Raw genomic sequence first — 14,347 nt, forward strand, 5'->3', positions numbered from 1 at the left:
TAGGATACATATTAAAAATCCCCAAGAGTTAGAGTCTTGGGGATTTCTTATCGTATATTCCGATGATTACTGTAAATCTGCAATATTTACTTCTATTGCTGCCGGATAGATTCTTTCCGGGTCGAAAAATGCAGCACAACTGTTCACCATGTTTTTAAGTTGTGGTTTAACTTTTCCCTTGAAAGCCTCTTTCCCATTTACTACCAATGTAATTTCTTTGTCTAAATCTACCAGTTGATCATTCAAGTAAATGATTACTTTCCCTTTGGTTGCGGGTTGATAGCTCTTTTCAAAATCCAGTTCAATACCCCAGTTCGGATCAATTTCTGTTGCTTTATAAGTAACTAAATCAACCTTTAAGGAAATATTATTCTCCTGTATATCCATTTCATAATGGGTTCTGGATTTCGTATCATCATTAGAACGTTCTTCAACAAATAAGTTGTAGAATCCATTACGATATAGACCGTCCATTTCGAAGTTTTCCCAGCTTACATGCTTGGGATAAGGATTCCGGGTATATTGTTTCAACCAAGGGGTTGTAAGTTTGTAATCTATACCATGTCCCATGCCGGGAATCAGTTCTATACGATGGATAAAGTTACCCGGATTAGCTTTTTCTAATTTATCAAATTCGTCTTTCGTGCGTTGCGTGAGTTTATTCCTGTAAAATCCCCTGTCATTTGCTCCTGTTAACAGAGAGAAGGCGATGTTTCTGCAATTTTCAACAGGTGCATTTTTCAGAGGTTCCCCTCCGGCCATCGGGCCTGCTGCAGCCAGATAATCCGCATAAAATGATGCTAACCGTTGACTACCGTATCCACCTTCTGATATTCCGAAAAAGTAAACTTTATTGGGATTTATTTTTCCGGATACGAAAGCTAAACGTAACATCTTTTCCCAAGCAAACTGCTTTGCCTTTTGCCACCAACGATAGTAATCGCCCATGTTGGGGATCTGAGGTATGAAGTAAACCGATGGAGCATCATCGAACTTTTGACATATGTTGATTCCCGTTCTCCATTCACTGGTTTTATCTCCAGAACCATGCGTGTATAGATATAATGGGAAACCTCCTTCCGGTTCTGCATCCCCCTTGTAACCCCAGTAATACGGCATGATTGCATTGGGTTCCAGTTCCTGCGGAAGAGTCCATTTTCCTGAATTTGCTTTTTCCAGTTTATCAAGATTAATCAGTTTCTGCTCGGAGAATTTGTTATTTGCCTCCTTCCATGCATCCCACACGATTTGCTGCATCTTTTTCACATCAGTTGATTTGAGTGTGCTTTTGTCGTCATAGGCATCAGTATTACCTGACAGGTGACCGGAGAAATGGGTCGTGATTTTTTCTTTTGTTTTTACATCCTGTTTTTTCAAGGATACTTCTTGAGCCATGCTATAGTTAGAAAATGCAAGGACTATTAACAAGCTCAACATTTTGAAGGAATAAATGGTATCTTTCATTTTGTTATTTGTATTTTGTCTTGTTGCAAAACTACAAAAAAATATGCAAAGATACTTCTTTAGAGCCATTAGAGTGTTCCTTGGATTATTGTACTCAACAAAAAAAGGGGCTGTCCCAAAAGTCATTTAATTTCAAAAAACTCCTCCGTCACTTCGTGCCACCTCCTCTATAAACAGAGGAGGAGCTGGTGACTCTTCCCGAAGAAAGGGAGTATTTCAACTCTCCCTCTGTTTATAGAGGGAGTACCCCGGAGGGGGGAGGGAGTTCGAGAAATGACTTTTTGGACAGCCCCACTTGTAATCTATTACTAATCCTAAATTATTACTTGTAGATTTTTCCGGAAAGTTCTCCGCGAAGAACCATCAGTCCGTTCATAGCTAATGCTCTCATCTCATCTTCACCGGCATATACTTTTATCGGAGCGATAAATCCGACCATCTCTTTCACGTAGTCAACCAAGAAGGGGTTGTGAGCAATTCCACCGGTTAACAGGATACCATCAACTTTACCTTTTAGCACGGCAGCCATTTCACCAATGGCTTTACCTACCTGGTAGGACATGGCATCTTGTACCAATTTATATTTCGGGTCTTCTTTTGCCTTTATTTCTACTTCGTAAGCATCGTTTGTTCCAAGATAAGCCACTAATCCGCCTGCACCTTTCAACATTTTCTTGATTTCTGCTTCGGTTTTCTTACCGCTGAAGCATAGTTTTACCAACTGACCTGTAGGAAGACTTCCTGAACGTTCCGGTGAAAAAGGACCATCACCATCCAAAGCATTATTCACGTCAATTACCCGTCCGTGATCATGCGCTCCAACAGAAACGCCTCCACCAAGATGCGCGATAATCAAGTTTATATCTTCGTATTTCTTCCCAATTTCTTTTGCATAAGTCCGTGCTATTGCTTTTTGATTCAAGGCATGGAAGATTGATACTCTTGTAAAATCAGGATGTCCGGTCAAACGAGCTACATCTTGCAATTCATCAACCACCACGGGATCTGCAATATAAGCTTTTGTTCCGTTGTTAAGAGATTTTGCGATATCGTTTGCGATCAGACCACCTAAATTGGAGGCATGTTCTCCAAGAGGAGGATTATTCAAGTCGTTAATTAACGCCTCATTTACTTCATATACACCGGATTCGATAGGTTTAACTAAACCTCCTCTTCCAACAATTGCGTTGATTTCATTAATATTAAATCCAGCATTCTTCAGTTCGGAAAGAATAATATCTTTCCGAAATTGGAACTGTGAAGCCACGTTATCGAATTTCGCAATTTCCTCTGCGGAATGTTTGATGTTCTTTACAAATTTCTCTGTTTCATCTTCAAAGATTGCAATTTTCGTGGAAGTTGATCCCGGATTGATCGCAAGAATTTTAAATGACATAGTTTTAATTGTTATTTTAAATATTAATAATTATTCTTTTTCGCACGTTATGAGGCTGCAAAATTTATAAATTGTAAGCAAAACTCAAAGAAAAAGTGATAATTTATTTATAATAGAGAATCAATCCGAATAAGCGGATGAATAAAGGGCATCAACAATGGCTTGAGCAATGATCTTTAGGTAGTACGGGGCATTCTTTATAGAATCTTGAATAGAACGGGCATACTGGCTCATCGTGAATACTTTATCGAAACGGGTAAGGACCTGTTTTTCTGCCAATCCGACAACGGCATAAACCGGAACGTTTTGTTGCAAACATAAGGTTGCAACTGTTCCCGGAATTTTGCCATAAAAGGACTGGATATCAATTTTTCCTTCTCCGGTGATAACAATTCCGGCTTGTAAAAGATTGTCGTGGAAATGGGAGAGAGTCAAGCAATATTCGGAACCCGAAACAAGTTGTGCGTTTAGTAAAGCGTGCATGGCCGCCGTGATTCCACCCGCGGCTCCTCCATGTTTCAACCGGGTTACATCTTTACCTGTGTGCTGTTTTAATAAAGCACTCCAAAGGCACAATTGATTATCAAGCATGACAACTTGTTCTGGTGATGCTCCTTTTTGCGGGGCAAACACGGCGGCTGCACCTTCCGGTCCACAAATAGGATTATCAACATCACATAATATCGTAATATGAATGCCATTAAATCTTTGCTGCAATAATTTAGTGTTAATCTCCTTAATATCTGTGATATAATTTCTATTCGAAGAATTGTTGACAATTGTCAATCCCATTTCTTGCAGAGCTCCTGTACCACCATCCACGCTGGCACTTCCACCGACACAAAGAATCAAATGGGTCGCTCCTTGAGAGAGGGCATGATTGATTAAAACACCGAACCCTGCCGTGTTCGTGTTCAAGATGTCATACTCCTCTCGTTTCAAATGTTTCAGACCACAAGCTTCGGCTAATTCAATGATAGCCGTGTTGTCTTTTAAGTAATATGAGGCAAAATGTTCACGTCCCAAGGCATCTACCGTTTTCGTCATGATAGGGAGTGCATGAAGGTAATGTGCCACAATTCGGGCTGTTCCATCACCGCCATCTCCTAATGGAAGAGAGATCGTATGAAATCCACATTCCTCTAATTCAGTGGCTAGGATTCGACAAAACTCGAAAGCATCCAGACTTCCCTTGAATGAGTTAGGAGCTAGAAGAATATTACGATTGTTTATGAGGTTCATGGTTAGATATTGTCAGGATGCACGGGATGTGCTTGGGCTCCTTTTTCATTGGCCAGCAATTTTTTCCCGTCTTCGAAAGCCTTGCAGTAATCAGGATCGAACAGATTTCTGTCCGGCCATTCTTTTACCCGATCCATGGCACGAACCATCATACCTTCGATCTTGTGGGGAAAACGAGGTCCGGTCCAATTGCTCGTGTTGGTGATAAATGCCCAACAGAACCCGTCCCGTTGACGTTTCAACATGGCACTGGTTCCTGCCAAAGTACCGGAACGCCACCAATCACCCTGATTGTTCGTGTTCATCCAGCCAAGAGGTAAAGCGTTTTTCACGCATTTTGTCATGGTCTCCACGCTCTCTTTTGTCAATATATCCGGATATGAATCGTCAGCGTCTATGGCAGAAAGGAAACGTAATAATTCGGTCGGGGAAGCCACCCAACCACCGGCACCATAAAGAGCCTCAATATTGTTTCCCCCGTTACTGCGATATACTAGCGTGTCCCGCCCATCACATGAACGGATCAGGTCTGCGTCCGATTGTTCGTAATACCTGACCTCGTTGAAATATCGGTCTTTATCCAGATTATGTGCCAAATGCATATCATAACACCCGGCAGGAATGAGTATACTGTCCTGAATAAATTCTTCGTAGTTTTTTCCGGAAACTTTTTCTATCACCCTAGACAATATTCCGTAACCCACGTTTGAATAACACGTGCTTGTTCCCGGTGTGAAACCTAAACGTCGGGATAAAACAAATTTAATGATGGTATTCAAGTCAGCTGGTGCCGGAACATTCATTTTTTCCGCTATGTCTACCGGGCAGAACATAGGGTCTCCTGCGCGATTGGTGAATCCCCCCTGATGGCGTAGAAGATTTTCCACGGTGATATTATTCACCCGTTTATCTTTTATCGGGGCATAAAGTGTCGTGTCACTTAAAATACCTTCTTCACCAAATACTTTATCATCCAAAGATAGAATCCCGTTTTCAACTAATTTCATAATTCCTGCCGCCGTGATTAGCTTGGAAACCGAGGCAATTCGGAAGATATGGTTCACATCGGTTTTCACCTCATTTTCTTCATCGGCATACCCATATCCCTTGCTATAAATCAGTTTTCCATCTTTCATGATTGCGAGGGAAGCCCCTTTTATTTCCCACTGACTCATAAAACGTTCAATCGTTTGATCTAAACGCTTGGTTTCAACTAGATCAGAATATTCATTCGTGAATAAATCATGTACCGCTACGGCAAGCGTGTCTTGGGGAATAGAATCTTTTTCAACCTGAATTTCTTTTGTGAAAGAATTCCAAGGTCTGAAACTGATAACTGAAAAGAATAGTATAATTAGTATAATATATTTCATTACATCTGCAATCTAAAGAAAAAAGCGTAATATTCTTTTGAGATGGAATATTACGCTTGCAATATTAATAAAAATACATTTTTATTCAAAGAGATCAGATGTGAAACACCTTTAAAAATTCTTACTTAATAAATTGAAGTAGTGTTCCATAACTTTCACCAGCAATGGGTGGTGCGGGTCGAAAGCTATTCCGTCTATATGAGCGATGGGCAACACAAGTGGGGAAGTCCCCGTTATAAAGGCTGCTTGATAGGAGGCAATGTCTTTGTAATTCACTCTTTGTTCCACCACGGTCAACCCGTCTTCCTGACAGATATTTAATACCCGTTTCCGACTAGTTCCCGGCAAAACATGAGGAAGAGGAGCCGTGTAAAACACGTTATCCCGGATAAAAAATACATTTGAACGAGAACCTTCTGTCACACAGTTATCCTGATCGATTAATAAAACTTCAGAAACTCCTTGTTCCTGAATGATCTTGTTTGTCATTTCCCGTAACTCGGAATTGACATATTTCACTTCGGCATTCTCACGGATAGCATGGCAAGTAACCGTGTCAATTCCATGTTGGTAAGCTTCTTCCGACGGGTAGGAATGTTTTATCTGATAGACATATTGCTCGATTCCCTTCGGGGTAACTCGAAGTACGTATTTAATATTTCCTTCCTTGATATTTTCAAGCTGAATCAATCGATTTAATTGGTCTGCCACGTGTAATGAATTCAAATCAATGGCAATATTTGATTTTTTTATTGAATTGTCAAGTCGTAAAAGGTTGTCGTTTAGAAATATAACTTTTCCTCTAAAAACCCGGCATACCTCATATATACTAAGTCCTTCATTTAGGATGTCTTCGGAATATTCCTTGTTATCGATGGGTTTATTATTAAATAACATCATAATTTTTCTCCTTTTATGTGTCGCGAATTTATGCTTTAAAACGATTATATAACCGGAAATGTTCAGAAATTTTAGAGAGAGAAAATGGGGCTTGTTACTTTCGATAATTTGCGCTATTTTTGGCTGATATATGGAAACACAAGAGCAAATAGAACGGATAGAGCATTTCATACGTGAAGTGATTGTGGATGAAATTACTAAGTTGCAGGGCGTGGGCTTGTCATATATGCAATTTGTCATCATGGGGCAAGCGATTGAGGTTCTGGGAAGTTTTTTAGATAATAAACCCATGAAAGCCAAAGGGCAGTCGGCCAAACGTTTTTCTCTTGGGGTAAAGAAGTTATTCGGCGGGCGTTATCGGTTGTTAAATGATAATGGCTTTTTGTATGATAAACTTCGCAACCAAATGACTCACACGTTCATTCCCGGGAATGATTTGATATTATTGAATCAAGCGGACAATAAGAACGGATATAAACATTTACAAATAATCGATGGCAAATTAGTTTTAATTTCCGAAGTTTTCAATGAAGATATTTGCAAGGCGAGTGAACGTCTTTTAGAAGCTATTAAAAACGGGGTATTATCTCCTAAAAATATTGCTTACTAATACATGGAACAACAAGATAAAATCATATTGATCGGGGCTGGAAATGTCGCTCATCATTTGGCCGGGGCCCTTTTAAAAGCGGGAGAGAATTTATGTCAGATTTATAGTCGTACGCTTGATTCTGCCCGGCAACTGGGAATGAAGACGGGAATATCTTACACGGCTGAAGCAAATGAGGTGTATCCGGATGGGGATATTTATATTTTTTGTGTTAGTGATGATGTTTTACCATCTATTATTAAGACGATTAGAATGCCAGATAATGCGTTACTTCTACACACTTCAGGAAGTCAACCGATGGATGTATTCAAGTCATATTCCAAACACTACGGGGTGATTTATCCGGTACAAACCTTTTCCAAGAAACGAGAACTGGATTTCAGGGAGATCCCGTTATGTGTGGAGGGAAACACGGGCCCCGTGAAGGAACGAATTAAAAAGTTTGCGGAAAAGTTGTCGGGTAAAATATACGAGATAGACTCGGCCCAGCGTAAAGAATTGCATTTGGCTGCAGTTTTTGCCTGTAATTTTCCTAATTATTTGTATCAAGTGGCAGGCAAATTGCTAGAAGACAAAGGACTATCCTTTGCTATGCTACGTCCTCTGATTTTCGAGACGGCACATAAGGTGATGCTCCTAAATCCGGAAGAGGCTCAAACCGGACCGGCCAAGCGGGGGGACGAGAGTATCATGAATATGCACAAGAATATGTTGAAGAATGACAAAGACTTGCTGAAAATATACACGATATTGTCGGAAGGAATAAAAGAAACGCAAGATAAAGAAGAGACCGGGGATCAAAAGATCTCGCAAGATACGATAGATATGCCCACGTTGTGGTAAATTAGATAAATACGAACGCTATGAAACTATTTAAAGAGGAATTAAAGAAAGTAGAAGCTTTTGCTTTCGATGTAGATGGAGTTTTTTCACGTCATGAAATGAATATAACGCCGGAAGGTGACTTGATTCGTACATCCTGTACGAAAGATGGTTATGCCATGATGTACTGTACGAAGAAGGGATACCCGGTTTGTATCATTTCCGGGGGGCAGGCTCCCGGGGTAAGAGAACGTTTTGAGAAATTGGGAGTGAAGGACGTGTATCTTGGCGTGGCGAATAAAGTTGAAGCGTTGAACGAGTTCTTGCAAAAATATAATCTGAACCCGGAAAATGTGATGTATATGGGAGATGATATACCAGACTACAACGTGATGAAAATCGTGGGAATGCCGGTATGTCCTTCGGATGCGTGCGAAGAGATCAAAGCTATTTCCCGTTATATTTCAGACACGCCCGGGGGACTCGGATGCGTACGGGATGTCGTGGCTCAAGTCCTGAAAGCAAAAGGCGAATGGATGGATACCCAATGCTACGTGAAATGTATGTAAGTTAAAGAATAAGATGTTGGAAATTCTCAAGTTAATACGCCTACGAACGATCGCATTCACGGCATTTACCATGTATGCCATGCGTTTCTTTGTTGTCCAGCCCGTGCTGGAGAAAGCTGGTTTTGCCCTGCAAATGCCGGAAGGCAATTTCTCGTTACTGGTAATAGCCGTGTGTTGTCTGGTGTCGGCCGCTTATGTCATAAATGATTATTTTGACACGAAGGCGGACCGTATTTCGGGAAACAGACCCGTGATTGTTGGGAAAACCATTAGCCGCAGGGCTGCAATCATTCTACATTCTATTTTGAATGTTGTGGCCGTGGGAATCGCGTATTATCTGGCGAGAGAAGCTCATCATGCTGAGATCGTATTCTTATTTTTAATTATATCATTGGTATTGTGGTTTTATTCCTCCCGGATAAAAAAACGTTTTATTTGGGGAAATATCGTTGTGGCTATTTTGGCCGGATTAATCCCGCTGACCGTGATTACATTCGAAATCCCGTTATTGAGTGATGTGTACTCGGATGTCGTTTTGAAAACGCACGTTAGTTTTGCCTACGTGTTCTACTGGACAGTATGTTTCTCGTATTTTCTTTTTATTAATATGCTGATCTACGAGATCAACAAGGACATATATAGTATAAATGGCGACCGGGCTGATGGAATCGTTACTTTACCTGTAAAATTTGGTATTCCGGCAACGAGAAAGGTGATCATCGGGTTGATCACGATTGCCATCACATCGTTGATCCTATTTTTGTTATTCGGATTTACACGAACCCCGATCGTATGGATTTATTTTGTTGTAGCTTTGATTATACCATACTTGTTTTACGGCTATGCGGTATTGAAGAATGACAAGATGAAATTCCAGTTGCGAATGATTCGTTTGATTATGGTTTTGTGCATAGGAGTCAGTGTATTTTGTAAGTTGTGTGAATGATGCATTCTATTAAAAATTATAAATTAATATTGGCCTCTGCGTCACCACGGAGACAGCAATTGATGAAAGATGCTGGGTTTACCTTCGAAGTCCGGTTGAAAAATGTTGAAGAAAAATATCCTCAAGAACTCCATTTGGAGAATGTACCGGAATATTTATCGAAAGTAAAAGCCTCAGCCTTTCGAGAGGAGCTAAAGGCTGATGAAGTATTGATAACAGCCGATACGGTAGTTTGTATTCATGACCGGATTTTAGGTAAACCCGCTGACCGGAAAGAGGCTATTTCGATGTTACAGAAGCTATCGGGAAATCGTCATCTGGTCGTAACGGGTGTGAGCGTAACCACTCGTACGGAACAACTTTCTTTCTCTTCACGGACAGACGTGTTTTTCAAGCATTTATCAAATGAAGAGATTGAATTCTACGTGGACACGTATAAGCCATTCGATAAAGCGGGAGCTTACGGGATTCAGGAGTGGATCGGGTACATCGGAATCGAGCGTATAGAAGGTTCTTTCTATAACGTGATGGGATTACCGATACAGAAATTATATGAAACTTTGCGGAAATTACAATTTCAATAAATAACATTCAAAAATACCAGTAAATGAGAAAAATTACATTATGTTTTTTGGCTTTCATTCTGCTGACTTTACCAAGTTTAGCTGACGAGGGAATGTGGATTCCCATGTTGTTGAAAAAATACAACATAGAAGATATGCAGAAAGCCGGTTTTAAATTAACAGCGGAGGATATTTACGACATTAACCAAGCTTCATTAAAAGATGCCGTTATCGGGCTGGGTAATGAAGGTTCTCCGTTTCATCACTTTTGTACCGGGGAGATCGTGAGTGATCAAGGATTGGTGATTACGAATCATCACTGCTCTTTTGGCATGATCCAAGCTCATTCCAGTTTGGAACATAACTATTTACGGGATGGTTTTTGGGCTCAATCCATGGCGGATGAGTTGGTTAATCCCAAGATAACAGCTTCTATTTTAGTTCGGATGGAGGATGTCACGGATAAAATCAATGCAGGATTGAATGCCGGGATGTCTGAAAGCGAACGTACGAAGAAGGTGAATGAAATATGCCGGAAATTGGAAGCGGAAGCTGTTAAAGGAACCAATCTGGCGGCTAATATAAAGCCATATTTTAACGGAAATCAATATTTTCTTTCCGTGTTTAAAATCTTCCGGGATGTTCGTTTAGTTGGGGCTCCGAATTCTGCTATCGGTAAATTTGGTGGGGATACGGATAACTGGACATGGCCGCGTCACACGGGTGATTTTTCCGTTTTGCGTATTTACGCAGGACCGGACAATGAGCCGGCAGCTATATCAGATAAGAACGTGCCTTATAAACCGGCTAAATTCTTTAAGATTTCTGCACGGGGGGTACAAGAAGGTGATTTTACTATGGTCTTCGGTTATCCCGGAACGACAAACGAGTACCTGACTTCTTACGCGATAGATCAAATTGCTTCTGTTGAAGACCCGCATAAGATCAAAATCCGTACGGCAAAATTGGAGGTAATCAATGCCGCTATGGAGTCGGATGAATTGTTGCGTATAAAATATGCTGCGAAAGCTGCAAGCGTTGCTAATGCCTGGAAAAAATGGCAGGGGGAGATTAAAGGATTGGATCGTTTCAACACGGCAGATAATAAAAGAATTCTTGAAAATAATTTCAACAACTGGGCTAAAAGTAATGGAAAAACCGAGTATATCGGTTTGACGGATCGTTACAAAGCGTTATATGACGCTCGTAAAGAATATATTTTGGCTGCAGCTTATGCTTCGGAGGCCGGATTGGGAGGTGCGGAAATCATAAAATTTGCCCGTGAAATCGAACAGGTATTGGATAACTATGACAAATTCCCGGATAAGGAACAGCTTAAAACATCTTTGAAAAATTACGTTGAGGCCTTCTATAAAGATTACGATGTGGCCACGGATCAACGGATATTGACCGAAATGTTCAAGTTGTATAATAATAAGGAAGTCGGAGACCAATGGATACCGTCAGTCGTTCGTTTGAGCCCTAAATATGCTAAATTGAACGCTCCTGATCGTTATGCTGCCGACTTGTTTAAAAAATCAATATTCACGCATAAGGATAATTTGCTGAAATTCATCGACAATTTATCAGAGAAATCAATTACGAAAATTGAAAAAGATCCAATTCTTGGAGTGGCGACCGGAATTTACACGTTGTATGCAGATAAAATTCGTCCCGAATTGAGCCGAATTGAAAGTGAATTGAAATTATTGAATCGGTTGTGGATTGCCGGATTGATGGAGATGCAGCCCGATAAAACGTTCTATCCGGATGCGAATTCTACCTTACGTGTAGCTTATGGGAAAATTGCCGGATACCATGCAACTGATGCTGTTTATTACACGCACTACACGACATTGAAAGGTATCATGGAAAAGGATAATCCGAATATCTATGATTATGATGTACCCCAGAAATTACGGGATTTGTACAAGAACCGGGATTTCGGCCCCTACACTCAAGACGGGGAAGTTCCCGTTTGCTTTATCGCAACGAATCACACGACTGGCGGTAATTCCGGTAGTCCGGTTCTAGATGCAGAAGGTAATTTGATCGGTTTAAACTTTGACCGTGCTTGGGAAGGTGTAATGTCAGATATGCAATATAGCCCGGAGATTTGTCGGAATATTGCCGTTGATATTCGCTATGTCCTGTTTATCATTGATAAATATGCAGGAGCACAAAGATTGATTGACGAGATGGTAATCATTCATTAATAATAATATCATCTTCGGAAAAGTATTAAAAAACAAGCCTTTATCAGCAAAATCAGCGATAAAGGCTTGTTTTTTATTTGTGAATTTAACTCTCAGACCGACAAATTCAAGACACCTAAATATTATGCGGCAGTTCCGATTTCATACAAAAACTCTGGTGCTAAATCAGCTCCATTGGCCCATTCAATAGTGATACGGGTTAAGCCGTATTGAACAAACTTTTCTTTATCCAATAGTTCACCAAAAACTTCTCCCGTTAAGTAAGGTCTCAAATCAACTTTCTTCTTGTTCCCATCACTGAAAGTTACAAGAAGTTCATAATCTTTGATATAATCAACATCGACTACTCGTAACATAAATAATTATTTTAAAGGTTCTATTTTATCTATTTTTTCACCTTTTTGGGCTTTTTCCCAAAGTGTAAGAATCTCTGTTTCATGTAAATCAATCCACTCATTGACTTTAACAATCACCTTTGCTGGGGCTTGACCATCAACAATTCGATCCAGAATACTGATTGAACATTCATAATTTCCATAAGTGAAATGGATGTGGTGGATTGTGATCTTTCCAATAAAGGAATATTATAATACCAAAAAACCTACAAATTTCGGGCATAATTCATGTATTTTCTAGTTTATAACAAATGTAACGAATTAGTTCTGTTTTCACAAATAAAAGGTTATAAAAATAGCGGCAATGGAATTGAATTGCCGCTAGAGATGTTCTATGCATTATGGATTTTAAAGGCGTTTGTTTACAACGTCCCAGTTTATAATGTTCCAATAATTTTCAATGTATTTCGGACGAGCGTTTTGGGTGTCCAAATAGTAAGCGTGTTCCCAGACATCAATTGTCAACACGGGTTTCTTTCCATGTTTCAATGGAGTATCTGCATTACCGGTTTGTACGATTTCCAGTTTACCCTCTTTGTCCACAACCAACCAGGCCCATCCTGAACCAAATAAAGTGGTGGCTGCTTTAGCAAACGCTTCCTTGAAGGCATCGAAACTTCCAAATGATTTATCAATCAATTCCTTTATTTTTCCTGTCGGAGCAACTTGTGCAGCATGATGAGCCTGGAAGGTCTCGAAGTAGAATATATGATTATATGTTTGTGCTGCATTATTGAAAATACCACCTTCGGATTTGATCACGATACCTTCTAAACACATTTTTTCGTATTCGGTACCCACGATTAAATTATTCAGGTTCGTAATATAAGTTGCAAGATGTTTTCCGTGGTGGTATTGGATGGTACGTTCGCTGATATAAGGTTCTAATGCGTTTTCTTTATAGGGTAGAGGGGGTAGTTTAAATTTGTTGTCCTCACCTTTTGTATTTATAACCTCTGATGACATCAACACATCCAATTCTTTGTACTCTTCTGTTTTCATATCTTTATGTTTTAAATTAAACTGTTTTTAAATTTACAAATTCTATTACTAAGGATACGATAAAATATGAATAAAGTTACTGCTTTCTATGAAAAAAATAAAACGGGTAGTTACTATTTTTCACTACCCGTTTTTATCCATGTACATGGATGACTCTATTTCGTCAGTTTTGCACCGAATTCCAGTGTTTTAAGATTTTTTGAAAAAGATTCAACAAAGTCTTCAATTATTGTTTGTTGTTCTGCTGGCAAGTCTGTAACTTTTAAAATAGCCGGAACTGCCGCAAGGAGTGTTTTTACGTAAGAAGTATTTAAATATACTGTCAATTCATTGTTTGCTATTTTGTAATTCAAATCAATCGAGGTAACGGGAATGGTGCCTAATAGCTCTTTAAAACCATCACTTTGTGTACTGACTTTTATAATATCTTTTTGAATCGTATAAGTCGTCTTTAAAGTTGCTGGTTGGTCATTCATGGTCATTAATATTTCCATCTCGGTTTCAGAAGTAAATTTAATTCCTTGGAAATATTGAGACATATATTTATTTGCAAGCATGGGTAGCGCCACTTTAATCATGGTAACATCAATCCCCGTTTCACTAACTCCTGGAATTTCTTCTGGGATAACCCCTGATGGAATCAATCCTTCGGGGAAACTGATCTCATCGCCATTATAGTCAAACTCAAAATGAATATCAGCCGCTTTTCCTGAATAATTCCAAGTCCCGATAAGGTCTTTATTGTTATTATTATCATCATCGTCGCTACAAGAGAAACATGCAACTGCCACAAATAATACAGAGATCAAGTAAATTAATTTGTTTTTCATATATAGATAAATTTAAAAT

The 14,347-nt window shown here is 39.6% G+C and carries 14 protein-coding genes and 1 pseudogene; 6 read left to right on the forward strand and 9 right to left on the reverse strand.

Features of this window, described 5'->3' with window-relative positions; translation table 11 throughout:
- Positions 1 to 66 precede the first annotated feature (66 nt).
- From F1644_RS00780 to F1644_RS00800, 5 genes are all read right to left on the reverse strand, one after another.
- Positions 67 to 1,464, reverse strand: coding sequence for a hypothetical protein (locus F1644_RS00780; RefSeq protein ID WP_118302404.1), 1,398 nt, complete (start codon positions 1,462 to 1,464; stop codon positions 67 to 69).
- A gap of 322 nt (positions 1,465 to 1,786) precedes the next feature.
- Positions 1,787 to 2,860, reverse strand: coding sequence for a butyrate kinase (buk, locus tag F1644_RS00785; protein WP_087420207.1), 1,074 nt, complete (start codon positions 2,858 to 2,860; stop codon positions 1,787 to 1,789).
- Between the two features lie 120 nt (positions 2,861 to 2,980).
- Positions 2,981 to 4,102 carry a glycerate kinase gene (locus tag F1644_RS00790; RefSeq protein WP_118302402.1) on the reverse strand — a complete coding sequence of 374 codons (1,122 nt, stop codon included), beginning with the start codon at positions 4,100 to 4,102 and terminating at the stop codon, positions 2,981 to 2,983.
- 2 nt (positions 4,103 to 4,104) lie between these two features.
- Complete coding sequence (locus tag F1644_RS00795) at positions 4,105 to 5,475, reverse strand: serine hydrolase domain-containing protein (RefSeq protein WP_087420209.1); 1,371 nt, start codon at positions 5,473 to 5,475, stop codon at positions 4,105 to 4,107.
- Positions 5,476 to 5,586: 111 nt separating this feature from the next.
- Positions 5,587 to 6,375 carry an aminotransferase class IV gene (locus F1644_RS00800; protein WP_087420210.1) on the reverse strand — a complete coding sequence of 263 codons (789 nt, stop codon included), beginning with the start codon at positions 6,373 to 6,375 and terminating at the stop codon, positions 5,587 to 5,589.
- 130 nt (positions 6,376 to 6,505) lie between these two features.
- On the opposite strand from F1644_RS00800, the gene F1644_RS00805 reads away from it, so the two are divergent.
- Genes F1644_RS00805 through F1644_RS00830 form a run of 6 tightly spaced genes read left to right on the forward strand, consistent with a single transcriptional unit; the run spans position 6,506 to position 12,101 of the window.
- A complete protein-coding gene (locus F1644_RS00805) occupies positions 6,506 to 6,985 on the forward strand; it encodes a hypothetical protein (protein ID WP_087420211.1) in 480 nt (159 codons plus the stop codon).
- A gap of 3 nt (positions 6,986 to 6,988) precedes the next feature.
- On the forward strand, positions 6,989 to 7,828 hold the full coding sequence (locus tag F1644_RS00810) for a Rossmann-like and DUF2520 domain-containing protein (protein WP_118302400.1): 840 nt from the start codon (positions 6,989 to 6,991) through the stop codon (positions 7,826 to 7,828).
- Between the two features lie 20 nt (positions 7,829 to 7,848).
- On the forward strand, positions 7,849 to 8,376 hold the full coding sequence (locus F1644_RS00815) for a KdsC family phosphatase (RefSeq protein WP_118302398.1): 528 nt from the start codon (positions 7,849 to 7,851) through the stop codon (positions 8,374 to 8,376).
- Between the two features lie 13 nt (positions 8,377 to 8,389).
- Entirely contained in the window at positions 8,390 to 9,322 is a 933-nt protein-coding gene (locus F1644_RS00820; RefSeq protein ID WP_087420214.1) for a geranylgeranylglycerol-phosphate geranylgeranyltransferase, read from the forward strand.
- Positions 9,319 to 9,906, forward strand: a complete 588-nt coding sequence (locus F1644_RS00825; protein WP_118302396.1) for a Maf family nucleotide pyrophosphatase — start codon at positions 9,319 to 9,321, stop codon at positions 9,904 to 9,906. Before F1644_RS00820 ends, F1644_RS00825 begins: the two co-directional genes overlap by 4 nt.
- Positions 9,907 to 9,929: 23 nt before the next feature.
- Complete coding sequence (locus F1644_RS00830) at positions 9,930 to 12,101, forward strand: S46 family peptidase (protein ID WP_118302394.1); 2,172 nt, start codon at positions 9,930 to 9,932, stop codon at positions 12,099 to 12,101.
- A gap of 122 nt (positions 12,102 to 12,223) precedes the next feature.
- Here F1644_RS00830 and F1644_RS00835 read toward each other — a convergent pair whose 3' ends face one another.
- The 4 genes and pseudogenes from F1644_RS00835 to F1644_RS00850 all read right to left on the reverse strand — a co-directional run bounded on the left by F1644_RS00835 (position 12,224) and on the right by F1644_RS00850 (position 14,328).
- Positions 12,224 to 12,457, reverse strand: a complete 234-nt coding sequence (locus tag F1644_RS00835) for a DUF2442 domain-containing protein (protein ID WP_087420216.1) — start codon at positions 12,455 to 12,457, stop codon at positions 12,224 to 12,226.
- A gap of 6 nt (positions 12,458 to 12,463) precedes the next feature.
- A pseudogene (locus F1644_RS00840) lies at positions 12,464 to 12,719 on the reverse strand (DUF4160 domain-containing protein).
- A 125-nt stretch (positions 12,720 to 12,844) separates the two neighbouring features.
- Entirely contained in the window at positions 12,845 to 13,498 is a 654-nt protein-coding gene (locus F1644_RS00845; protein ID WP_118302392.1) for a superoxide dismutase, read from the reverse strand.
- A gap of 155 nt (positions 13,499 to 13,653) precedes the next feature.
- The gene (locus tag F1644_RS00850; protein WP_118302390.1) at positions 13,654 to 14,328 is read right to left on the reverse strand and encodes a hypothetical protein; all 675 of its coding nucleotides are present in this window, start codon (positions 14,326 to 14,328) and stop codon (positions 13,654 to 13,656) included.
- Positions 14,329 to 14,347: the final 19 nt, after the last annotated feature.

It is taken from the genome of Butyricimonas paravirosa, from assembly GCF_032878955.1.
Lineage (GTDB): Bacteria > Bacteroidota > Bacteroidia > Bacteroidales > Marinifilaceae > Butyricimonas > Butyricimonas paravirosa.

Bases quoted from the DNA above. Each gene is read 5' to 3' on its own strand.
- F1644_RS00780 (WP_118302404.1), bottom strand. From the start codon at position 1,464: ATGAAAGATACCATTTATTCCTTCAAAATGTTGAGCTTGTTAATAGTC.
- buk (WP_087420207.1), bottom strand. From the start codon at position 2,860: ATGTCATTTAAAATTCTTGCGATCAATCCGGGATCAACTTCCACGAAA.
- F1644_RS00790 (WP_118302402.1), bottom strand. From the start codon at position 4,102: ATGAACCTCATAAACAATCGTAATATTCTTCTAGCTCCTAACTCATTC.
- F1644_RS00795 (WP_087420209.1), bottom strand. From the start codon at position 5,475: ATGAAATATATTATACTAATTATACTATTCTTTTCAGTTATCAGTTTC.
- F1644_RS00800 (WP_087420210.1), bottom strand. From the start codon at position 6,375: ATGATGTTATTTAATAATAAACCCATCGATAACAAGGAATATTCCGAA.
- F1644_RS00805 (WP_087420211.1), top strand. From the start codon at position 6,506: ATGGAAACACAAGAGCAAATAGAACGGATAGAGCATTTCATACGTGAA.
- F1644_RS00810 (WP_118302400.1), top strand. From the start codon at position 6,989: ATGGAACAACAAGATAAAATCATATTGATCGGGGCTGGAAATGTCGCT.
- F1644_RS00815 (WP_118302398.1), top strand. From the start codon at position 7,849: ATGAAACTATTTAAAGAGGAATTAAAGAAAGTAGAAGCTTTTGCTTTC.
- F1644_RS00820 (WP_087420214.1), top strand. From the start codon at position 8,390: ATGTTGGAAATTCTCAAGTTAATACGCCTACGAACGATCGCATTCACG.
- F1644_RS00825 (WP_118302396.1), top strand. From the start codon at position 9,319: ATGATGCATTCTATTAAAAATTATAAATTAATATTGGCCTCTGCGTCA.
- F1644_RS00830 (WP_118302394.1), top strand. From the start codon at position 9,930: ATGAGAAAAATTACATTATGTTTTTTGGCTTTCATTCTGCTGACTTTA.
- F1644_RS00835 (WP_087420216.1), bottom strand. From the start codon at position 12,457: ATGTTACGAGTAGTCGATGTTGATTATATCAAAGATTATGAACTTCTT.
- F1644_RS00845 (WP_118302392.1), bottom strand. From the start codon at position 13,498: ATGAAAACAGAAGAGTACAAAGAATTGGATGTGTTGATGTCATCAGAG.
- F1644_RS00850 (WP_118302390.1), bottom strand. From the start codon at position 14,328: ATGAAAAACAAATTAATTTACTTGATCTCTGTATTATTTGTGGCAGTT.